16 protein-coding genes and 1 tRNA gene are annotated in these 21,836 nt (G+C 32.7%); 9 read left to right on the top strand and 8 right to left on the bottom strand.

Annotated elements, in window-relative coordinates; genetic code table 11:
* The first annotated feature begins 4 nt into the window (after positions 1 to 4).
* Together RMO70_RS01610 and RMO70_RS01605 are read left to right on the top strand one after the other, a co-directional pair.
* Positions 5 to 3,565, top strand: a complete 3,561-nt coding sequence (locus tag RMO70_RS01610) for a T9SS type A sorting domain-containing protein (RefSeq protein ID WP_310554675.1) — start codon at positions 5 to 7, stop codon at positions 3,563 to 3,565.
* Between the two features lie 91 nt (positions 3,566 to 3,656).
* The gene (locus tag RMO70_RS01605) at positions 3,657 to 5,729 is read left to right on the top strand and encodes a M13 family metallopeptidase (protein WP_310554674.1); all 2,073 of its coding nucleotides are present in this window, start codon (positions 3,657 to 3,659) and stop codon (positions 5,727 to 5,729) included.
* A gap of 60 nt (positions 5,730 to 5,789) precedes the next feature.
* On the opposite strand, the gene RMO70_RS01600 is transcribed toward RMO70_RS01605, so the two are convergent.
* The 7 genes from RMO70_RS01600 to RMO70_RS01570 form a co-directional block, all read right to left on the bottom strand.
* Positions 5,790 to 7,733 (bottom strand): prolyl oligopeptidase family serine peptidase, encoded by a 1,944-nt coding sequence (locus RMO70_RS01600; RefSeq protein WP_310554673.1) that lies wholly within the window; start codon positions 7,731 to 7,733, stop codon positions 5,790 to 5,792.
* Positions 7,714 to 8,643, bottom strand: coding sequence for an EamA family transporter (locus tag RMO70_RS01595; RefSeq protein ID WP_310554672.1), 930 nt, complete (start codon positions 8,641 to 8,643; stop codon positions 7,714 to 7,716). Before RMO70_RS01595 ends, RMO70_RS01600 begins: the two co-directional genes overlap by 20 nt.
* Before the next feature lie 5 nt (positions 8,644 to 8,648).
* A complete protein-coding gene (locus RMO70_RS01590; RefSeq protein ID WP_310554671.1) occupies positions 8,649 to 9,515 on the bottom strand; it encodes an SDR family NAD(P)-dependent oxidoreductase in 867 nt (288 codons plus the stop codon).
* Entirely contained in the window at positions 9,515 to 9,862 is a 348-nt protein-coding gene (locus tag RMO70_RS01585; protein ID WP_310554670.1) for a hypothetical protein, read from the bottom strand. The genes RMO70_RS01590 and RMO70_RS01585 overlap by 1 nt, the downstream gene beginning before the upstream one ends.
* 154 nt (positions 9,863 to 10,016) lie before the next feature.
* Positions 10,017 to 10,562: a YfiT family bacillithiol transferase gene (locus RMO70_RS01580; RefSeq protein ID WP_310554669.1), complete on the bottom strand. Its 546-nt coding sequence runs from the start codon at positions 10,560 to 10,562 to the stop codon at positions 10,017 to 10,019.
* Entirely contained in the window at positions 10,562 to 10,933 is a 372-nt protein-coding gene (locus RMO70_RS01575) for a DUF3703 domain-containing protein (RefSeq protein ID WP_310554668.1), read from the bottom strand. Before RMO70_RS01575 ends, RMO70_RS01580 begins: the two co-directional genes overlap by 1 nt.
* 1 nt (position 10,934) lies before the next feature.
* Positions 10,935 to 12,338 carry a pyridoxal-dependent decarboxylase gene (locus RMO70_RS01570; RefSeq protein ID WP_310554667.1) on the bottom strand — a complete coding sequence of 468 codons (1,404 nt, stop codon included), beginning with the start codon at positions 12,336 to 12,338 and terminating at the stop codon, positions 10,935 to 10,937.
* A gap of 245 nt (positions 12,339 to 12,583) precedes the next feature.
* On the opposite strand from RMO70_RS01570, the gene RMO70_RS01565 reads away from it, so the two are divergent.
* Complete coding sequence (locus RMO70_RS01565) at positions 12,584 to 12,919, top strand: single-stranded DNA-binding protein (RefSeq protein WP_310554666.1); 336 nt, start codon at positions 12,584 to 12,586, stop codon at positions 12,917 to 12,919.
* Positions 12,920 to 13,041: 122 nt separating this feature from the next.
* On the opposite strand, the gene RMO70_RS01560 is transcribed toward RMO70_RS01565, so the two are convergent.
* Complete coding sequence (locus RMO70_RS01560) at positions 13,042 to 13,509, bottom strand: hypothetical protein (RefSeq protein WP_310554665.1); 468 nt, start codon at positions 13,507 to 13,509, stop codon at positions 13,042 to 13,044.
* Positions 13,510 to 13,718: 209 nt separating this feature from the next.
* Between RMO70_RS01560 and RMO70_RS01555 the strand changes: the two genes are divergently transcribed.
* From RMO70_RS01555 to RMO70_RS01530, 6 genes are all read left to right on the top strand, one after another.
* Complete coding sequence (locus tag RMO70_RS01555; RefSeq protein ID WP_310554664.1) at positions 13,719 to 15,677, top strand: M1 family aminopeptidase; 1,959 nt, start codon at positions 13,719 to 13,721, stop codon at positions 15,675 to 15,677.
* Between the two features lie 75 nt (positions 15,678 to 15,752).
* The gene (gene rseP, locus RMO70_RS01550) at positions 15,753 to 17,102 is read left to right on the top strand and encodes an RIP metalloprotease RseP (RefSeq protein WP_310554663.1); all 1,350 of its coding nucleotides are present in this window, start codon (positions 15,753 to 15,755) and stop codon (positions 17,100 to 17,102) included.
* Positions 17,103 to 17,168: 66 nt separating this feature from the next.
* A tRNA-Asn gene (locus RMO70_RS01545) sits at positions 17,169 to 17,242 on the top strand.
* A gap of 126 nt (positions 17,243 to 17,368) precedes the next feature.
* Positions 17,369 to 18,583, top strand: coding sequence for a DNA cytosine methyltransferase (locus tag RMO70_RS01540; RefSeq protein WP_310554662.1), 1,215 nt, complete (start codon positions 17,369 to 17,371; stop codon positions 18,581 to 18,583).
* Between the two features lie 2 nt (positions 18,584 to 18,585).
* Positions 18,586 to 20,964 (top strand): ATP-binding protein, encoded by a 2,379-nt coding sequence (locus RMO70_RS01535; RefSeq protein WP_310554661.1) that lies wholly within the window; start codon positions 18,586 to 18,588, stop codon positions 20,962 to 20,964.
* Positions 20,961 to 21,830, top strand: coding sequence for a hypothetical protein (locus RMO70_RS01530; protein ID WP_310554660.1), 870 nt, complete (start codon positions 20,961 to 20,963; stop codon positions 21,828 to 21,830). Before RMO70_RS01535 ends, RMO70_RS01530 begins: the two co-directional genes overlap by 4 nt.
* The last annotated feature ends 6 nt before the right edge of the window (positions 21,831 to 21,836 follow it).

The following is a 21,836-nucleotide window of genomic DNA, read 5'->3' as shown; positions in this document are numbered from 1 at the left end:
AATCATGAAAAAATTCTACCTACTTGTTGCATTATCGTTTGCATTTAATGGTTTTGCACAGTTCAACTCAAGCGCGCCTTGGTTGAAAAACGGAGACGGCACGGAAAGAGCTAAAGAGAACAATCAAGATCTAACTTATGATCAATTAGTACTTACTTCTGAAAAGTATTGGGAAAGTAAAGACAAATTCAAAAAAGGAAGTGGTTACAAGCCCTTTAAAAGATGGGAATACCACTGGAGAAATCAAGTGAACGACAAAGGTTTCATTATGTCTCCAGCTGAAATGAAAATGGCTATGGAGCAAAAAAGAAATGCTAAATCTCAAAATTCGAGAAATGCAAATCGTTCTGCGCTTGCATTACCTACTAGTAACTGGTTGCCACTTGGTCCTTTTGGAAACGCAACTCAAGTAACCTCAGCAAAAACAAGAGCAAGAGGAAGAATAAACGTTATAGTTGCCGATCCTAGTAATGCTAATGTAATGTATTTCGGTACACCTGGTGGTGGCGCTTGGAAAACAAACAACATCAACGCTGTAGGTGGTCCATCTTGGACGCCGCTTTGTGATAATGAAGGGCAAATGGGAGTATCCGGAATTGCTATTGATTATTCGAATTCAAACACTGTGTATATTGCTACTGGTGATAGTAACGCTGGAGATACCTATTCTATAGGAGTACTTAAATCAACTAATGGTGGAACAACTTGGGCTGCTACTGGTTTGACATTTGGTAATACAAGTTCAAGAGCTGGAGATTTGCTTATACACCCAACAAACAATCAAATATTGTGGTGTGCTACAAGTGCTGGTTTACAAAGAACAATTAATGGGGGAACAACTTGGTCAATTATTCAAGCTGGCGATTTCTCTCAAGGAGCAATGAAACTTAAACCAGGTACAGGTACAGCAACAACACCAATTGCAACTATTTACGCATGTACAGATACTAGTTTTTACAAATCATCAGATAATGGTGCTACTTTTACAGTTACAACAACCGGATTACCAAATGCAACTACAACTCTTTCAGCAAGGATGAAATTAGATGTTTCTCCAGCTGCCCCAGATAACGTATATGTAATATCAGCAAAAAGCGCTACTGGACTCCCATTTCAAGGAGTATATAGATCTACTAATAGTGGAGCTTCATTTGTTAAACGTAGTGCTATTGGCACTCCAACAAATATATTTGAAAACGATCAAGCTTGGTATGCATTAGCTTATGCAGTGTCAAACACTAATGCAGATACTATGTTTTCAGGGGCTTTAAATGTTTGGAAGTCTACAGATGGCGGGGTTGCCAATGCAAATTGGGGCGCTTTAAATTCTTGGAGTACATATAATGCTTCGTTTACACACGCAGACATTCACTATTTACAATATATTAATGGACAATTATTTTGTGGTAGTGATGGAGGAATTTATCGCTCATTAGACAATGGCGCAACATTTACTGATTTAACAGGAACCGCTCAAATAAGTCAATTTTATAAAATTGCGGTAGCCAAGCAAACTTCTGAAAAAGTAGCTGGTGGATTGCAAGACAATGGTGGATACGGTTTTAGTAATGGAACATGGAAAGGATACCACGGGGGTGATGGTATGGATTGCGCTATTAGCCCAGCGAATAGTAATATTTATTATGGTTTTTCACAATATGGTCAAGGCTTAACAACAAGTGATAACTCTGGAGAATTTGCTACTGCATCAACAACTGCTCCAACTGCTGAAACAGGAACTGGTGATACAGGTGGAAATTGGGTAACTCCTATGGCTGCTAATAGTGCTGGTGAATTGTTTGCTGGGTATAACAAATTATACAAGTTAGACGCTACAGGCGCTTGGGCATTACAAATGGCAGCTGGCCCATTAAATACTATTGGAGCTGGAGATGTGGAAGAAATAGAAATTAGCCCAACGGATGATAACATTATCTTTGTTGCTAATGGTGTAGATTTATATAGAAGTATAAACAAAGGGGTGAATTTTACTAAAGTGTATACGGCAGTTAGCGGAATTACATCAATAGAAGTAAATTCTTCTGACAATACCATTGTATACATTACCACAGCTGGAACGACAGGTGATGTAATGAAATCCACAAATGGAGCTGCTGCTACATTAACTTTTACTTCAATAAAAACGGGGCTTCCAAATATTGGTAAAAACGTTATCAGACATCAAGGGAGAAACACATTGAATCCATTATATGTTGGGACTAGTCTAGGTGTTTTTTACAGAGATGATAGTATGACGCAATTTGAGCCATTTGACACCAATTTACCAAATGTAGATGTTAATGATTTAGAAATTAATGTATACGATGGTTTTATTACAGCCGGAACTTATGGTCGTGGTGTTTGGAGAAGTGAAATACCATATCAAGCTCCTGCTAACGAATTAAGACTAGTGAGTGTACAAAATGTTCCTTTAACTTTAACGTGTTCAGCTCCTACTATTTCTGCTGAAATAAATGTTAAAAATATTGGAGCAAATCCGGTGACAACAGTAAGTGTGAATTACGATTACAATGGCACTCCATTAGCATACAATTGGACGGGGACTATCGCTGTAAATGCAACACAAACTATTCCATTGCCAAGTTTTACGCCAGCTACAAGAGGCGCATACACTTTAAACGTTACCTCAACAATTGTGGGGGATACTTATTTAGATAACAATCAAGGCTCTGCCCCATTTTATGTGAATGATTCTGGAACAGTGGGAGTTACTAATACGTTTGAAGCTACAAATTCTGGGTTGTTAACTTCTAATGAGGGTTCTGCATCTAGCTTATGGACAAGAACAACAAATACAACTGCATTATTAGGAACGGGAACAAACACAGTATATACTACAAATGCAACGGGACAATACCCAAATGCGACAAAGTCTTATATTTACTCTCAATGTTATGATTTAAGATATGCGGTAAACCCACAAATTAAATTCAAAATGGCTTACGATTTAGAGCCAGACTGGGATATTGTTTATGTAGAATACTCTACAAATTTAGGAGCCAACTGGACTGTACTTGGTGCACAAGGTCCAAACTGGTACAACAGTAACAGAACTCCAACTACAGCGACAGATGCTGGAGCAGCTGCAGATTGTTTGAATTGCCCAGGAAAGCAATGGACTACAGCAACTACAGCGCCCGGAACAACTTTAACTCCTTACTTTTATGGATTAAATAGTCTGATTGGTCAGCAAAATGTTATTTTTAGAATTGTATTTCATGCTGATGAAGCCGTACAAGCTGTTGGTGTTGTTATTGATGATTTTGTTGTTGACGGTGTTTTATCAAATAAAGATTTTGACTTGCAAAACATAGCAATATATCCAAATCCTTCAACAGGTGTGTTTAATGTTTCGACAGGAGATAAGGCTATCGATAAATTAGAAGTATATGATGTTACTGGAAAAGTGATTGTTAGTATCAAAGATTTTTCTAGTGTAAATTCTGAAAAAGCTTTAGACTTAAATAATGTATCAACCGGTATCTACTTTATAAAAGTATCTTCAAATAATTTAAGCACCGTAAAACGAATTATTAAAAACTAATTTTTTGTTATAATAAAGTTAATTTATCCCAGTTGTAAAATTACAACTGGGATTTTTATTTAATTTTAGATTCTATTAATTTACCTTAACTATGAGAATCAATACAACTAAACTAAACTCAATTCTTTTAATTTCTGCATTAGGGATAACAAATCTTGCCATAGCTCAAAAAAAAGAAGTCACAAAAACTAAAAAACCTGGTATAGACTTGTCATTAATGGATAAAAAGGTCAAACCTGGGGATGATTTTTTTAGATATGTAAATGGGACTTGGGTAGACAAAACTGAAATTCCAGCGGACAAAACTCGTTGGGGAAGTTTTGATGAATTACGCCAAAACACCGATAAAGATGCGCTGGCTATTCTTAAAGAAGCTGCTGCTAATAAAAATTTAGATCCAAAATCAGATCAAGCAAAAGCCATAAACGTATATCAAACCTATATGGATACTATTTCTAGAAACAAACTGGGAATAAATCCTATAAAACCTTACTTAACCAAAATAAATGAGCTAAAAAACATTCAAGATGTCAACAACTTAATACTTGAAATGGAACCTCAAGGCGGAATAGGTTTTTATAGTATAGGAATAAGCCCTGACGCAAAGGATAGCAATCGAAATGTTGTGAATATTGGTTTAGGCAGTTTGGGTTTGCCTGATAGGGATTATTACGTTTCTGATGATAAAGACTCGAAAGAAAAACGTGAAAAATATGTAAGCCACCTAGCAAAAATGTTCTCTTTCATAGGAGAAAATACTGAAGAAGCTAAGCAAAATGCTGCCAAAGTTTTGTCAGTAGAAATTGCTATGGCAAAACCAAGATTAGATCGTGTTGAACGTCGTGACCGAAGAAAAACATACAATCCAATGACCGTTGATGGTTTACAAAAACTAACACCATCGGTGAATTGGAATGCGTATCTACAAGGGGTTGGAATTGATAAAATTGATTCTCTTAATGTATCGCAACCAAAATACATGATGGCATTAGATGAATTATTTAAAAACACCAACATTGAAGACCTAAAAGCCTATATGCGATGGACATTGTTAAACAAATCAACAGGTGTGCTAACATCAGAAATTGAAACGGCCAATTGGGAATTTTACAGCAAAACATTGCAAGGCGCTTTAAAACAAAGACCTCGTGAAGAACGAGCATTACAAGTAGTCAACGGAACAGTTGGGGAAGCATTAGGCAAACTGTATGTAGAAAAAAAGTTTCCAGCCGAAGCCAAAGTCAAAGCAAAACTAATGATTGACAATATTTTTATAGCATTTGAAAATAGAATCAACAAATTGCCTTGGATGACACCCGCAACTCGAAAAGGAGCTATCGAAAAATTAAAAAAATCTACTGTAAAAATTGGATATCCTGACAAATGGAAAGATTATTCTAAACTAGAAGTTGTATCTTTAGAAGAAGGAGGAAACTATTACGAGAATATGAAAAATGTTTCCCGTTGGGCATTTGCAGAAAACATAGATGATTTAAAAAAACCTGTTGACAAAACTCGTTGGGGAATGTCACCACAAACAGTTAATGCCTATTTTAATCCGTCTTACAACGAAATTGTATTTCCTGCTGCCATATTACAACCTCCTTTTTATGATTACAAAGCAGACGAAGCGGTAAACTACGGAGGAATTGGTGCCGTAATCGGTCACGAAATTTCACATGGATTCGATGATTCTGGTTCTCGCTACAATGCCGATGGAAATTTAAAGGATTGGTGGACGGAAGACGATCTAAAACAATTTACAGGATTGGGTGGAGCACTCGCAGCGCAATACAGTGCTTTGGAACCACTTCCTGGTACATTTGTAGACGGAAAGTTTACTCTTGGTGAAAATATTGGCGATCTAGGAGGAATAAATGCTGCTTACGATGGATTGCAGTTGTTTTTAAACAAAAATGGAAACCCAGGACGCATTGATGGTTTTACACCTGAACAACGCTTGTTTATTTCTTGGGCTACTATTTGGAGAGCAAAAATGAGAGACGAAGCCATTAAAAATCAAGTAAAAACAGATCCACATTCGCCTGCTATGTATCGTGCTTATGTACCACTACAAAACTTAGATACCTTTTATGAAACTTTCAAAATAAAAAAAGGAGACAAATTGTATATTGATCCTGAAAAAAGAGTCAAAATTTGGTAATTTAATTTTATAGAAAACGAAGACTGAGTATAAATTATTTAGGCTTCGTTTTTTTAGAAATTACTTCAACAAATATTCTTCCATAAATCGTATTACAGCCAAACGCTGGTAATCCACATTTGCTTTTTTACGAAAACCATGTCCTTCGTCTTTTGCTTCCAAATACCAAACCGTATTGCCTTGTGCTTTTAGCTTATCTCTCATTTGAGTAGCCTCAGTAACGGGTACTCTTGGATCGTTTGTTCCTTGAATAATAAATAATGGTTTTTTAATCTTATCGGTATTGTTCAATGGTGAGATTTTATCTAGAAACGCATACATTTTTGGTTCTCTTTCGTCACCATATTCTACTCTACGCAAATCACGACGGTATTCTTCGGTATTTTTTAAGAAAGTATTAAAATTAGAAATCCCCACCACATCTACAGAACATCTTATTCTATCCGCATAATGAAATGCTGTGGCAAACGTCATATAGCCGCCGTAACTACCGCCCATAATCATAATTCGGTCGTTGTCTAATTCGGGTTGTTGTGCAATCCAATCTAGAAGCGCACCGATATCTTTTACAGAATCTTCTCTTAAAAAACCATTGTCTTTAGCAATATAGCTTTTGCCAAAACCAGAGGAACCACGCACATTTGGAAAAATCATTACAACACCTAGTTCGTTCGTGTAATAATTGTTAGAGCCTAAAAAAGAAGCCATTGATTGCCCTTCTGGACCACCGTGAATGTTAATCAAAACAGGTCTTTTCCCAATAAATTTAGATGCAGCTGGATAATAAAATCCAGAAATTTTTAAATTATCAAAACTATTCCACTCTATAAATTTTGGGGAAGACATATCCTCTTTTTGCATTTCGCCCAATTCACTTTCCGTCCAGCGTTCGATTTTATTTGTTTTTAACGATAGCTTATACACATCCGAAGAGGAATCTGCTGTTGATTGAGTGAAGAATAAACTTTGTCCGTCTTTAGTGAAATTGTAACCACTAATTAATCCTATTGGAATATTTTTAACTTCTTTAAATGTTTTAGAAGTAGAATTCATAAGATACAATTTGTTTAAACCGCCTTCATTTGTGCTAAAAGCCATTTGTTTTTTATCATCAGAAAGTGTGTACGATTCTACATTCCAAGCAATAGAAGAAGTGTGATACATTATTTTTTTCGTATCAAGATTAAAGGTTGACAAACGTTGAAATTCATTATCTCTATCGGTTACAAACCATATTTCATTAGCATTGTTTGAAAATCCTGCATTGCTTTGCACAATGCCTTTGTCATTTCTATTGGTTAGTTGGGTCAGCTTACTAGTTTCTGTTTCAAACAACCAAAGGTGTGATTCGTTTGCAGATACATATTCGCCAACCAATAGCTTTTTCCCATCATTTGAAATGTCTTGAATGCCCCAACCTCCTCCTTTTACCTGCAAAACAAGTGTAACAGATTTTGGATCATTTGGATTCATATAATAAATATCTCGATCTCCTCCATTTCTTTTGGTTGAAGAGAAATAAAAACCAGAACCGTCTTTTTTCCAATTAATACCGCCGTTTTGGGAACGACCACCATCGGTTATTAGAGTAGATTTCAAGGTTTTTAAATCTAATTTGAAAAGTTGACCAAATTCATTTCCGCCAATGTCTTTAGAATAAATCAAATAGTCTCCTTTTGTAGGTTCGAAGCTGGCATTTCCGACAGGCTCATCAAAAAAAGTAATTTGCTTTCTAGCACCCAAAGGTTGTATCACTTTATGCAATTGTGCTGTAGAACCAAAACGGGTTGCAATTATAATTTCATTTTTAAGTGGATGTATTTCTATTAATGAGGCACCTCTGGATTCAGAATATTTTTTAGTCTGAACAACTAATTCTTTTGGGATTTCTGCAATATTCTCTGTGATTAAGTTTTCGTTGGGTGAAACGAAATTCTTTTTTTCTTGTGCTTTAAGGCATAACCCAAAAAGTAAGAGAAATAAACTAAGATTTAATTTTTTCATAATGGATAATTCTATTTTTTTTAATGGATAAATTTACTAAATAAATGCCACACAGCACCAAAATTCCTCCCAAACCAATAGCAATTGTTAACGGTTCTTTAAAAAATAAAACACCCAATAACAAAGCAACAATAGGATTAACATAGGCGTAAAGACTGCTTACTGTAGGTGGAAATTTCTGTAAAACATAAATAAAAGCAACAAAAGTCATCACAGAACCAATTAGAACCAAATAAGCAATGGCATACCAAGATTTGACAGGAATTGCATCTATTGGAATAGTATTATTTGTTCCAATACAAATTCCATAAAGCAAAATACTGGAAATAAACATTTGGATTCCTAAACTAAAATATGGATTAAAATTTTGTGCATAACTAACCGTATAATACGAACACAATGCCCAAGTAAAGGTTGCAATTACAGATAAAACAATTCCAAATACAAAATCAGGATTCAAAAAATCTGCCAAGTGGTCGTAAAAGATAACACATATTCCCAAGAAACAAACCAGCAATCCCCATATAGCATTTCTAGGAACATATTGTTTTTTTACCACTTGGATCAAAACCAACCACAACGGAAAAATAGTACCAATTATAGCACCCAATCCGCTACTAATATACTTGACTCCCCAAGTACTCAAAGCATTACTGCAAATAAAATTCAGAAAACAAAGCACAAAAATGCTTTTCCACTGACTCTTATTAGGCCATTTGGCCTTTTTAAAAATAAAAAAAGACAGAAATACAGTCGCTCCTAAAAACTGCCGTATCGCAACCAGCTGTATCGCTGGCATATATCTAACGCCTTCTTTTGAAGCAATCCAAGTGGTTCCCCAAGCGAAACTTATCCATACTAAGGCAATAACTGGCAAGGCTGAAATGATTTTTTGTTTGCTGTTTTTCAATTTTTTTATAAATTTTCTATAAATGTATACTTTAATATTTCAATCACTTTTTCTGATGACACAATTTTAAAATCATTTTTCGAGTTAGAATCAAAATTCGGAATCGCCAAACCAAAATCAATCGCTTTTTGTGTATAATACTCTTTTTTTGTTGGATGTTTTGGGTTTACAGCATTAAAAATTTCTCCCCATGCTTCGACAAGCTCAGAAGAGCCTTCGACAAGCTCAGAAGAGCCTTCAGCAAGTTCTCTATAATTTACAATTTTTTTGATAATTCCAATACAGTCAGAAATAGCAATCAGATTTACTGGAGCTTTTGGGTTTTCTATATTATTGCGACCAGCCATATACTTTACAGGATGTCGATCTAAACCAATTAATCCACCAAAACGCAACACGGTAGTTTTGAAGTATTTGTTGTTTTGCAAAATAGCTTCCACTTCCAACAATTGTTTTCCACTTTCCGAATCTGGTTTCGCAATCGTTTCTTCTGTTACGACCAAATTGTTGTCTGCATAAACCGAAGTTGAACTTACAAACAAAACCTTCTTTACGCTTGATTTTTCTATAAACGGAATCAGATTACTAATTTTAGAAACAAAATTTTCTTTATCAATTCTTCGAAGTTTTGGCGGAATATCTATAATTAAAATTTCCGAATCGTTCAAAAAATCCCTAACATTTCCAATAATATCTTTTTCGCTCAAAACAATCAAAAACGAATCGATACCCTTTTCCTCCAACTCCGAAAGTTTACTCTCCGAAGTTGTTGATCCCTTGACCAAAAATCCATCGTCAAGTAACGAAACAGCCAATGGCAAACCCAACCAGCCACAACCTAAAATCGATATTTGTGTTTTATTTTCTGCCATTAACTGTCTTTTTTAACCAACATAAAATACTCGTCTTCCAAAGCTCGATACCCTTGATCATACAAAAAAAAGTACGTGTTTCCCGTTTTGGTATTATAAATCGAAGTGAAAAACTCAAAATCAAAACCTTTACTAAGAAGTTTGGTTCGAGTCGTTTTGGCCTTTCCATCTACATTCAACTCACACAAAATTCGATAATTTTTGCGCAATTTGTTGTTAATGTTTCGCATCAAATTGGTATTGTCCTTGTTCATTTTGTTGTTGTACGCATTGCGACAACCATCGCTACAGAACTTTTTGTCCTCACGTCCCACAATTTTATCATTGCATTCCAAACAGTTTTTCATATTTTTTTTATTTGAAGCTAATCCAGCTATTCGTTACAATCTTTTGAAGAAAAATTGCTTTTTTCTAAACCCAAAAAGGAACTTCCGTTGGTCGTTCTTTTCAGGCACGAAAAAATACAATTTTTCTTCAAAAGGATTTCCACTACTATCTGGGCTAGTTAGGAAATATGCCTTTATACAACAATGCTTGTTCTATATGAGCCAAATGGTGGTTGCAATGCCAAGCATACAATCCTAAAGCCTCATCGAGTGTATATATTTTCCCACTGGCAGGATGCAAAAATTGTCTAGTAAATTCAGTAGTACTAAAACTTTTTAATAATAAAACCCATCTTGCATGAACCCCTTGAATAATTTGTATCGAAGCCGTTAATTCGTCCATAACTCCATCGGGCAGAATTGCCCAAAGCGCTTCCTCATAGGGTCTTATTGTAGGTAAATCTTCGGTCAAAGCCAGTTTAAATCGTATCAAACTATTCATATGACTATCACCACAATGATGCACGACTTGTTTGATCGACCAACCTTCTGGGCGATATTGCCAGTTTAATTTTTCAACAGACAGATTTTCGGTTATTCTTTTAATTCTATTAGGAAAGTTTTCAATAGTCTCAATCCATTTTTGAATGTCGTTTTCAGAAATTGAGATTGGTTTTTGGAATGCTCCAATGGGGAATTTTAAAGTTTCAAGGTTTTTCATTAATAATTATAATATGGATTCATAATTTGCAGAATATCATCTGGAATTGGCATTTTTTTCAAAGGATGGACATTGGAACCGCCCGTGTTTCCAGTTGGAATAACCCCTACATACGATTTTATACCTCCAACAAACAATCTAGGTAATTGCCCAATTATTTCTTTCGTGTTTTTTATTTTTAAAGCAAAAATAAGCATTTCAATGTGAGAAATAGTATGCTCAACAGCCCAAGGTTGTCCTATAATGTGAGCTCGTTCTAGCTTTTTCCAGGAAGCAGCTAATTCATTTTCACGAAATAAGGCTTGACTGTCATTTATTTCTTGATTAAAAATTACTTTCAATTCCTTGGGCATTTTCCAGTATGTTTTCATTTTATAAATTTTTGACAATTTCTTTCATTAATTCAGCAACCATTTCAATATCTTTTTTAGCGGTTAGCCAATTTACAAAAGCTGCACGGATTCCTTTTTTCTCATTATAAACCGTTGGTGTCATAAAAACTTTTCCAGTTTCATTTAGGTTTTTTAGAAAAACGCCGATTTTATTTTGATTTTTGTTACCCGAAATAGTGAAACAAACGGTGTTTAATCTAACTGGTGCAAGCAATTCAAAACAGTCGCTTTTTTCAATAAATTTTCCAAAATCTGTAGCGTTTTGTATATTGTTTTGAACCAAATCAGCAATTCCTTTTTTACCATATGCCATAAGCGAAAACCAAACAGGCAAGGCCTTTAATCGACGTGAATTTTCAGGTAAAAAATTAAGATAATCAAAATGTTCCATTGGGTTTCCCAAATAAGGGGCATTCGAATTCTGAAAAGTTTCTACTTGCAGAATATTGTACTTTTGTTTTACAAAAAATACAGCGCTTTCATAAGGAACATTTAACCATTTGTGGCAATCAATCGTAATACTGTCGGATGTTTCCCAACCTTTTACTAAATGCTTATGCGATGAAGATAAAACTGCAAATCCGCCAAAAGCAGCATCAATATGCCACCAAAAATTATACTTTTCTTTGAGTTTTGCAATAGCTTCAAAATCGTCAAAATCCACTGTGTTTACTGTTCCTCCACTCGATAGTAGAATGAAAGGCTCACCGTTTAATTGATTTATTTTATTCTCAAAATCAGTCATATCCATCGCCTCACGATTGCCTCCTTTTTTATTGATTTTGATAATATTGTTACTGCCGATACCCAACATTGACAATGCTTTAATCGCTGATGAATGTGGCGTAGCGGTAAGAACATTCAATTTGCTTGAAACACCATCTTTAGCTAAATCTTTGTTCATTTGTTTGCCAAACCATTGTCTTGCCACTGCTAAACAAGTAAAACTAGACATCGTGGCACCAGTAACAAATCCTCCAAAAAAATCTTTTGGTAATTCGAATAAATTCAATAGCAATTGAATGGTTTCTATTTCAATGTTGGCAGAAATATCGCCAGCGCCATCCGTATTTTGACAGTTTTGGTCATAAACACTCGTCAACCAATCGCCAATAATTGATGCTGGCGTTGACCCGCCAGTAACATAGCCCCAATATCTTGGTCCAGATGAGGCAACTATAATCGGTTCAAATTTTTGATTGAAATGTTGTAAAGCATCTAAAGTTCCTAAACCGTTTTCAGATAAATTACTGAAATTTTCAATTCTATTATTTGTAGAAGTTGGTCTATTATTAAGATCTTTTATATAATTTATACTTTGAATTTTCACTTTTTCAAGTAAATTTTCAAGATTATTGAAATCGTTTTGGAGATTTTGATTCATTTTTTTCAATTAAAATGATTTAAAAATAATTCTCTTAAAATCAACCAAATATAATTAAAAATTTCCAATTACAAACGGTTACAAACAATTACAACCGAAAGTAAACGAATGTTAACCGAATAAGAATTTTCAATCACCACATCTTTGCACTGTCGAAATGAAACAATTGTAATGTCAAAAATAAATTGCAATACCATCAAGACAAACAAAAAATCAATTTTAATAACAATTTAAATTTAAACGCCATGAATGCATTAAGAAACAAAGTACAGTTAATTGGACACGTAGGACAAGAACCAGAAATTAAAATCCTAGAAGGAGGTAAAAAATTAGCCAAGTTCACTATTGCCACAAACGAGGTATATTACAATGAGAACAAAGAAAAAGTAACCGACACCCAATGGCATAATATTTCGGCTTTTGGGAAAATTGCCGAAATAATCGAAAATTTTGTAACCAAAGGAAAAGAAATTGCCCTTGAAGGAAAACTAACCCATAGAAGTTATGATGACAAAGACGGCATAAAAAGATTTTATACTGAAGTTATCGCTAATGAATTGTTACTTTTGGGAGGCAAGTAAGAACTATTTTGAATACTCTTCAAGAGCTAAAAAGCGAAATAATAAAAGGCTTTCTCATTAAGTTGAGAAAGCCTTTTCTATTATAGTTGTGAACTAAATTTCACGTTATCTAAAAAATAATATTATTTGCTGTAAATACCAACTCCATCTACTATAACAGAATAACCATAAATAGCAATGCTAACTGAATTTCCAGAACTATAATTCGAAATGGATTCAGAAAGCACTAAGGAGGAGTTTTTAAATTCAATTTTTCGCAATGGATTTTTTCCATAATTGTCTTTGATTTCAATAAATCCATTAATTTTGTTCTTGTTGTTTTCAAAAATTTTATAAAACTCTTTGTTTGCAATTTCTGTGGCAGTTGCATTTATGTAAACAGGTTCTATTTTTTGTGGAATAGCAGGATCAGCTTCTATAGCATAATTGCCCAAACTATATGAAATATTTACTAATTTTAATCTGTTTCTAATCCCATTATAATCGGTATTCAAAGTTAACTCATACCTGCTTTCTTCTTGAGAATATAGCGTTTGCAAAGAAAAAAAGAACAGAAATAACAAAGCAATTTGACTAATTTTAGTTTTCATAAAAAATTTATTTGAAATTATACTTTATAAAAGTATAAAAAAGCAAACATATAAAATTAGTTATTTGTTAATTCTGTTTTATTTTATTGACAAAAAACACTTTAACGAATAAAAAAACTACTTTATCGATACTAATTTTCATATTTTATTAAAGATTTAACAGCGTGTTTGCAAGAAAAAATATATGTTTGTAGATTAATTTATTTTTTATGAAAAAAATTACCTGCATCCTATTATTTGTCCCATTTTTTGTTTTTTCTCAAACTGAAAAAACGAGACAACAAAAAATGGTAGAATCTGAAATGAAATCAGCTTCTAATACAATTAATTTTAGAGTAAATCCTAACACTCTAAACTATGACATAACTTATCACAAACTAGAATTCACTGTTAATCCAGCAGTTGCTAGCATAACTGGAAAAGTGACAACTACCTATACTGCTCTAAGTAATATAAATACAGTAACATTCGATTTGAGTAATGTGATGACTGTATCTTCAGTAAAAAAAGGCACAATAAGTTTAGCTTATACTCGAAGTGCTTCCAACGAATTAATAATTACTTTGCCTTCAACACAAGCAAGTGGCACATCAGAAACACTAGAAATTAATTATTCTGGAAACCCCACTACAACAGGATTTGGTTCTTTTCAAATAGACACACACGGAACAACCCCCTTTAATACAAAACCGGTTTTATGGACACTATCTGAACCATATGGCGCAAGAGATTGGTGGCCGTGTAAGCAAGATTTGAATGATAAAATTAATAATATTGATGTGTATATTACCGCCCCATCAGCATATAAAAGTGTTTCAAATGGATTGGAAATAGGAACTCCTGTAACTTCGGGGGTTAACAAAATTACTCATTTCCAACACAATTATCCAATTCCTGCTTACTTAATTGCCATTGCTGTTACAAACTATCAAATTCATAATCAACAAGGAGGAACAGCAACAACTGGTTTTTTCCCAATTGTAAATTACATGTACCCTGAAACTGCCACAGCAAATATAGCTAGTGTAGCTGTAACTCCAACAATAATTAATTTTTTCGAATCCATTTTGGGGCCTTATCCATTTAGAAACGAAAAATATGGGCATGCAGAATTTGGTTGGGGAGGCGGAATGGAACACACCACGGTTTCGTTTATGACTTCTTATGATGGTTCTGGAGCTTATGATCGAGAATTAATTTCGCATGAAATGGGGCATCAATGGTTTGGAAACAAAATTACGTGTGGTTCTTGGAAAGACATCTGGTTAAATGAAGGAATCACAGAATATATGTCGGGTTGCGTGGTGGAACATCTGGACGGAGCTGCGGCATTTAAAAACTGGAAAACCATTAAGATTAACAACATTACTTCACAAACCAGCGGTAATGTCTATTTAACAGATGCTCAATTAACTTCCGTAAATCGAATATTTAGTCTTCGCTTGACTTACGATAAAGGCTCGATGGTTTCTAATATGTTACGTTTTAAAATGGGTTCTACAGCCTATTTTCAAGGCTTAAGAGATTACCTTTCTGATTCAAGATATGCTTATGCCTATGCGATAACACCAGAGTTTCAGGCAAAAATGGAAACATTATATGGTTCGCCAGGAAGTTTACAAGAATTTTTTAACGATTGGATTTACAATCAAGGCTATCCTACTTATAGTATTAATGCTTACAATTCAGGTGCTGGACAAGCAACCGTTCAGATTAATCAAACACAGTCTGATGCATCGGTTACTTTCTTTGAAATGCCTGTTCCTGTAAGATTAACAGGAGCTGCAGGAGCTTTCAAAGATGTGGTTTTAGACAATACAACTAACGGACAAACATTTCAAGTGCCTGTAACATTTACAGTAACTGGAGTAGAATTTGATCGAGATAAAAATATTATTTCAAAAGACAATACAACCACTTTGGGTGTAGAAAATTTTAATTTTGCAGCATCTATAAAAATGTACCCAAATCCTAGTACTGCTATTTTGAATATTGATATGCCTTCAAGTATTACGCTAAATAAAGTCTCTCTTTTTAACACTTTGGGGCAAAAAACATTGGAATCAAATCAAAATAGGATTGATGTTTCAGGTCAAGCATCAGGAATTTATATTGTATCGTTTGAAACTTCAGAAGGTACTTTTCATAAAAATTTCATAAAAAAATAATCACGGCACATAAATTGTAAAAAGTAAGGCGAAAACCTTACTTTTGCTTTTTATACAAAACACTAAAATTAAAAAATGGATACTTTAGTTCAAATAGGTCAAATATTATTTATTCTTTCCGTTCTTGTTGTTCTTCACGAATTCGGACATTACATACCCGCAAAATTATTTAAAGTTAGAGTCGAAAAATTCTACCTGTTTATGGATCCATACTTTTCTTTATTCAAAAAGAAAATCAAAGACACCGAATGGGGAATAGGATGGTTGCCTATTGGCGGTTATGTAAAACTATCCGGAATGATAGACGAAAGTATGGATGCCGAGCAGATGGCACAACCAGCACAGCCTTGGGAATTTCGCTCTAAAAAGCCTTGGCAGCGATTGATTATCATGTTGGGCGGAATTACAGTTAACATTATTTTAGCGTGGTTCATATACACTGTTATGTTCGCCACAGTAGGACAAAAATACATTTCAACAGAAATGTGTAATAAAACGGGGTTTGCTTTTGGAGAAGTTGGCGAAAAAGCAGGTTTTAAAAGCGGCGATAAAATTCTTTCTGTAGACGGGAAATTTCAGGAACAATTCCAACGACTATTTATTGACATAATTTTAGGAGATGATGTAGTCGTTCAAAGAGATGGTGCCAAAGTAAACCTTAAACTAACTGACGAAATGAAAAAAGAAATCTTCAAGAAAGAAGGCAGAAACTTCATAAGCGTACGTGTTAAGAATATTGTTGTAGATACTGTATTGCCAAAATCTCAAGCAGCGATGGCTAAACTCGTTAAAGGAGATCAAATTGTAGGAGTAAATAATAAAAACACACAATACTTAGATCAATTTACTAAAGAACTTCGAAGTTTAAAAAACGATTCTGTAAAAATTAATATCGTAAGAGCAGGAAAACCTGAAACTTTAAATGCATTAGTTACAAATGAAGGAACTTTGGGATTTGAAGCCAAAGGACATACTATAAAAGATTTAAAAAAGTATGAAATCGTAAATCATATGAGTTTCACCTCTGCAATACCTTTGGCGGTTGAAGAATCATACACACAGTTCATTTACAACATCAAACAGTTCAAACTGATACTGAGGCCTAAAACCGAAGCATATAAGCAGGTAAAAAGCCCAATAGGCATTACAAGAAGCTTGCCTACAGAATGGGATTGGGAATTTGTTTTTAAATTTATGGCTGTATTCTCAATAGGATTAGCATTTATGAACCTCTTGCCTATTCCAGGATTAGATGGTGGTCACGCCTTGTTTACCATTGCTGAAATGATAACTGGTAAAACATTAAGCATAAAAGTGGCGGAACGAGTGCAAACCTTTGGAATGATTATCTTGCTGAGCCTAATGGCTTTAACGTTCGGGAAAGATATTTATGAAATAATAATTGATAATTTCTTTAAAAAATAATTAAATTTATTTGCAAAGTATAAAAATCGTGCTATCTTTGCACCGCTTTTAAAGTGAATTACACTTTCCTTCTTAGCTCAGTTGGTTAGAGCATCTGACTGTTAATCAGAGGGTCCTTGGTTCGAGCCCAAGAGAGGGAGCAAAAAGCGAAAAGACTATCAGAAATGATAGTCTTTTTTTTTGTTTCTTAACAAGAAATGTAAATAACTTCACTTTTTCTTCTTAATTTTTTATTTTATGATTAGTTTTGATAATTAAATTATCTTATGAGTAAATTAACCTACATAGATCTTTTTGCAGGTTGTGGTGGATTATCACTTGGATTGCACCAATCGGGATGGCAAGGACTATTTGCTATTGAAAAAAGTTATGACGCATTCAAGACCCTTGAATATAATTTAATAAATCAAAAAAATCACTTCAATTGGCCAAAGTGGTTACCTCAACAACCGCATGAAATAAATGAAGTTCTAGACAAATACAAATCTCAGCTTGAAAAATTAAAAGGCAAAGTGACTATGATTGCTGGTGGCCCTCCTTGTCAGGGGTTTTCGATGGCTGGAAAAAGAAATGAATATGATTTAAGAAATGACTTAATTAATTCCTATATAAATTTTGTGAAAATTGTAGAACCAAAAATTATTTTCTTCGAAAATGTAAAAGGTTTTACAATGGAATTTAAAAAAAATAAAGAAAAAGGAGTTGCCTATTCCTCACAAGTAACGAAGAAACTAAATGATGCTGGATATTTTGTAAAAGGACAATTAGTTAATTTTGGCGATTATGGTGTTCCGCAAAAAAGAACTCGTTTTATTCTTGTAGGAATTAAAAAAACTTTAAAAAATGCGTCGCAAGAAAAAGCAGAAGCATTTTTCAATTCTTTAGAGAGCAATAAATTTGATTTCCTCAAAGAAAAAGGATTAAACACAAATACTAACCTTCAAGATGCTATATCTGATTTATTAAGGAAAAATGGATTAGAAGAAACTCCTGAATATCCTAGTTTTCAATCTGGTGTTTATGGAAAAGAAAAAGGTAATTATCAAAAGGTAATGCGAGAAGGTACCGATGGTAAATTAGCCGACAGTCATCGATTTCCTAAACATTCACCTGTAATTATTGATCGATTCCAAAAAATTCTTGACGCAACTATTGACAGAAGAAATTTTAACATTAGCAAAAGTATACAAGAAGAATACAATATCAAAAAACGCACCGTAATACCGTTGAATGCTCTTGACAAAACACCTACAATAACCACTTTGCCAGATGATTATATTCATTATTCCGAACCGCGTATATTAACCGTTAGAGAGTATGCAAGAATTCAATCTTTTCCTGATTGGTACAAATTTCAAGGGAAATATACAACAGGTGGAAAATTAAGAATACAGGAAGTACCAAGATATACTCAAATAGGAAACGCAATTCCTCCACTTTTTAGTGAGCAAAGTGGATTGATATTGAAACAACTAATATAAAAATGCAAAACCCTTTATCTTTTAAAGTCAGTTCTGCCTTAAAGAATATTATAGGTAGCGATTTAATCAATGATGATTTTATTGCTGTTTTTGAATTGGTGAAAAATTCTTATGATGCTCATGCAACAAAAGTTGAAATTATTTTCGAAAACATATATTCAAATAGAGCAAAAATTATTATAAAGGATAATGGTAAAGGAATGAACTACGAAGACCTAATTAATAAATGGTTATTTGTAGCATATTCAGCAAAAATTGAAGGGACAGAGGAAGATAATTATGATTATCGCGATAAAATAAAAGTAAAAAGAGCATATGCAGGTGCTAAAGGAATTGGACGATTCTCTTGTGATAGACTAGGTAGTAATCTTTATTTAGAGACAATAAAAGATGAACCAAATCCAAAAGTCGAAGTTTTAGTAACTGATTGGAATAAGTTTGAAGGGGATATTAAAGATGAATTTGTTAACATAAAAGTGTTACAAGAAACAATAGAGGAAAGTAATTATAATGTTGAGCATGGAACTGTTTTAGAAATCACAAATTTAAAAAGTAAGTGGAATAGAGAAAAATTTCTTGAATTGAAAGATGCACTTTCAAGATTAATAAATCCAAATACAATTAATGAAAATGATTCCTTTAAAATTTTATTAAAAGTTAGAGAAGAAATAGATAATGATAAAGAACAGTTTCTAAAAAACAAGAATCAAGTTAATCATCCAAAAAGTCCAATTGATCCAAATTTAGTTCAATACAAAAAGATAGTTAATGTAGAAATTCAAAATCTAATATTTGATACTCTAGGAATCAAAACTACATATATTGAATCCAAAGCAAATAATTCTGAAATTATAACTACTTTATTTGAAGCTGGAAAAATGGTGTATTCTATAACTGAAGAAAATCCATTTACAGATTTTAAGGATTTAAATTTTGCTATTTATTTTTTAAATCAATCGGCAAAATCTATTTTTAGTAGGCGAATGGGATTACAACCTGTTGAGTATGGGCATATCTTTGTTTACAAAAACGGTTTACGAATTTTTCCTTATGGCGAAAGAGGCGAGGATCCGTTAAAAATGGATAACAGAAAGGCTCAAGGACATAGTAGATATTTAGGTACAAGAGAAGTTATTGGCTATATATCAATTGAAGGAATAAACAATAATCTTCGTGAGACTTCTAGCCGTGGCGATGGATTAATAAAAACACAGACCTATTTAGATTTAGAAAATTGGTTTTATGAGACTTTAAAAAAACTTGAAAAATATACAATTGAAATTACTGATTGGGGAAACTCGCTCTCTACAGAGGAATTTATCAATTTTGATAATGTTTTTGTAAAAAACAAAGGTCAAGAGAATGAGAAAATTAATAATATTAATGACAACTTAAGGAAGTTATTAAATGGATTAACAAATTCTAAAAATGTTATAAGATTTGAGGTTTCGGCAGAAATTTTAAGTATTTTAAATAAAAAATCTGAAAACTCAATAAATACGGTATTAAGTAATCTTACCGAACAAATAAAAACTGATTCTTTTAATAAAGATGAAGTTATTAATACAATCAAAAAAGCTGAAAAAAAGATTGATGAACTTCGTAAAGTTAAAGATGAAGCAGAAGCAGAAGCATTTGAAAAATTAATAGAGAACGAAAAGCTATCGAAAGAATTAAATGAAGAGATTTCAAAAAAACTTTTTGATAATTCAATAAATAATAGAGATAAAAAAGATTTATTAACATTACAGCATCAAATTGTTCATACTGCTAGTAATATAACTTTTAGTCTTGATGAATTAGTTAAATCTATAAACAGTAATTTATCTAAAGATAAATTAATTGAAGAAGTTCTAAATATTAATCTTGAAGTGAAGAAAATATTAAGCGCTTCAAGATTTGTTACTAATGCTGGTTTTAGCCTAGAAAGCGAAAAAATAACAGAGGATATTATTCAGTTTTCTTATGATTATATACAAAACAATTATATCCCTGTAAATTCATTTATTCATCAAAAACAACCATTAAAAATAAATTTTGAAAAGCCTAATAATCTAAAAAAGAAAATAAAATTTAGACCATTAGAAATAACTGTTTTGTTAGATAATTTATTTAGTAATTCAAAAAAAGCGAAAGCAAAAACAATAGATATTACTTGGATTAAAGATAAAGAAAATTTTATTTTAAGATTTAAAGATGATGGAGATGGTGTTCCAGAAGAAATAAAAAGCAAAATATTTGATTTTGGATTTACAAGAACTGATGGTTCTGGAATAGGATTGTCATTAACAAAACAAACACTAGAAAAATTAGATGCAAAAATTGACGTTAACACTAATTTTGAAAAGGGTGTTGAATTTTTAATAAAATTTCCAATATGAAGTTAAACTACAATATTATTTGGGTCGATGATAAAATTGATACAAGACCTTATTTGGCAATAAAGAAAGATTTATTTGATTTTGTAACAAATGAGTTTTTTAATTGTGATATACAAGAAGCGGAGGATTTTAATGAATTTCAAGAATTATTTAATGAAGATAAATCATATGATTTAATTATAACTGATTTGTCTTTAAACAATGGAACAACTGGAAAAGAAGTTATTGATTTTATTAGGGAAAACAAGCACAATCATACAGAGATATTTTTTTATTCAGCAAATACAAAACTTCGCCAACAACAATTAATAAATAGTAATCGAATTACATTTTATCAATTAACAGAAGGAAATTATAATGAATTAAAGAATGAAATAATAGATTTAGTAAAATTAACTATTTCAAAATTTCAGCATATAGTTTCAATGCGAGGAATGATTATGCACGAAACTAGTAGTTTAGATGTTAAAATTGAAGATATATTAAATCAAATAATTAATAAAGGAGACAAAGATAAATTATTGAATATAATTAAGGAGAAATTTTTAAAAACTAGTGAAGAGTTTGCAAAAAGAATTTCTAAATGTAATGATGTTGAGGAATTACTTCAGTTTATTGGGGCAGACCATAGAGTTCGTGCAATATTAAGAAACATAAGTAATGTTGAAGTAAAGAATATACTTTCTGATTATACTAAAGAAGTAATTACAGTAAGAAATCAGTTTGCTCATGCAGAATTAAATATTGAAACAAATATTTTTAAGACTAAAAATGGTCTAATTTTTAATGATGCACAATGCGTAATTATTAGAAAAAACATCAATAAACATCTAAAAAATTTAGATGCATTACAATCTTTTATTTAAATTAAT

The sequence above is a fragment of the Flavobacterium sp. genome (assembly GCF_031422135.1).
Classification (GTDB): domain Bacteria; phylum Bacteroidota; class Bacteroidia; order Flavobacteriales; family Flavobacteriaceae; genus Flavobacterium.
This window is presented reverse-complemented; position numbering and strand designations above follow the sequence as displayed.

What these genes read in the sequence shown, in the direction of transcription:
- RMO70_RS01610 (WP_310554675.1), top strand. Translation starts at nt 5, where the DNA reads ATGAAAAAATTCTACCTACTTGTTGCATTATCGTTTGCATTTAATGGT.
- RMO70_RS01605 (WP_310554674.1), top strand. Translation starts at nt 3,657, where the DNA reads ATGAGAATCAATACAACTAAACTAAACTCAATTCTTTTAATTTCTGCA.
- RMO70_RS01600 (WP_310554673.1), bottom strand. Translation starts at nt 7,733, where the DNA reads ATGAAAAAATTAAATCTTAGTTTATTTCTCTTACTTTTTGGGTTATGC.
- RMO70_RS01590 (WP_310554671.1), bottom strand. Translation starts at nt 9,515, where the DNA reads ATGGCAGAAAATAAAACACAAATATCGATTTTAGGTTGTGGCTGGTTG.
- RMO70_RS01585 (WP_310554670.1), bottom strand. Translation starts at nt 9,862, where the DNA reads ATGAAAAACTGTTTGGAATGCAATGATAAAATTGTGGGACGTGAGGAC.
- RMO70_RS01580 (WP_310554669.1), bottom strand. Translation starts at nt 10,562, where the DNA reads ATGAAAAACCTTGAAACTTTAAAATTCCCCATTGGAGCATTCCAAAAA.
- RMO70_RS01575 (WP_310554668.1), bottom strand. Translation starts at nt 10,933, where the DNA reads ATGAAAACATACTGGAAAATGCCCAAGGAATTGAAAGTAATTTTTAAT.
- RMO70_RS01570 (WP_310554667.1), bottom strand. Translation starts at nt 12,338, where the DNA reads ATGAATCAAAATCTCCAAAACGATTTCAATAATCTTGAAAATTTACTT.
- RMO70_RS01565 (WP_310554666.1), top strand. Translation starts at nt 12,584, where the DNA reads ATGAATGCATTAAGAAACAAAGTACAGTTAATTGGACACGTAGGACAA.
- RMO70_RS01560 (WP_310554665.1), bottom strand. Translation starts at nt 13,509, where the DNA reads ATGAAAACTAAAATTAGTCAAATTGCTTTGTTATTTCTGTTCTTTTTT.
- RMO70_RS01555 (WP_310554664.1), top strand. Translation starts at nt 13,719, where the DNA reads ATGAAAAAAATTACCTGCATCCTATTATTTGTCCCATTTTTTGTTTTT.
- rseP (WP_310554663.1), top strand. Translation starts at nt 15,753, where the DNA reads ATGGATACTTTAGTTCAAATAGGTCAAATATTATTTATTCTTTCCGTT.
- RMO70_RS01540 (WP_310554662.1), top strand. Translation starts at nt 17,369, where the DNA reads ATGAGTAAATTAACCTACATAGATCTTTTTGCAGGTTGTGGTGGATTA.
- RMO70_RS01535 (WP_310554661.1), top strand. Translation starts at nt 18,586, where the DNA reads ATGCAAAACCCTTTATCTTTTAAAGTCAGTTCTGCCTTAAAGAATATT.
- RMO70_RS01530 (WP_310554660.1), top strand. Translation starts at nt 20,961, where the DNA reads ATGAAGTTAAACTACAATATTATTTGGGTCGATGATAAAATTGATACA.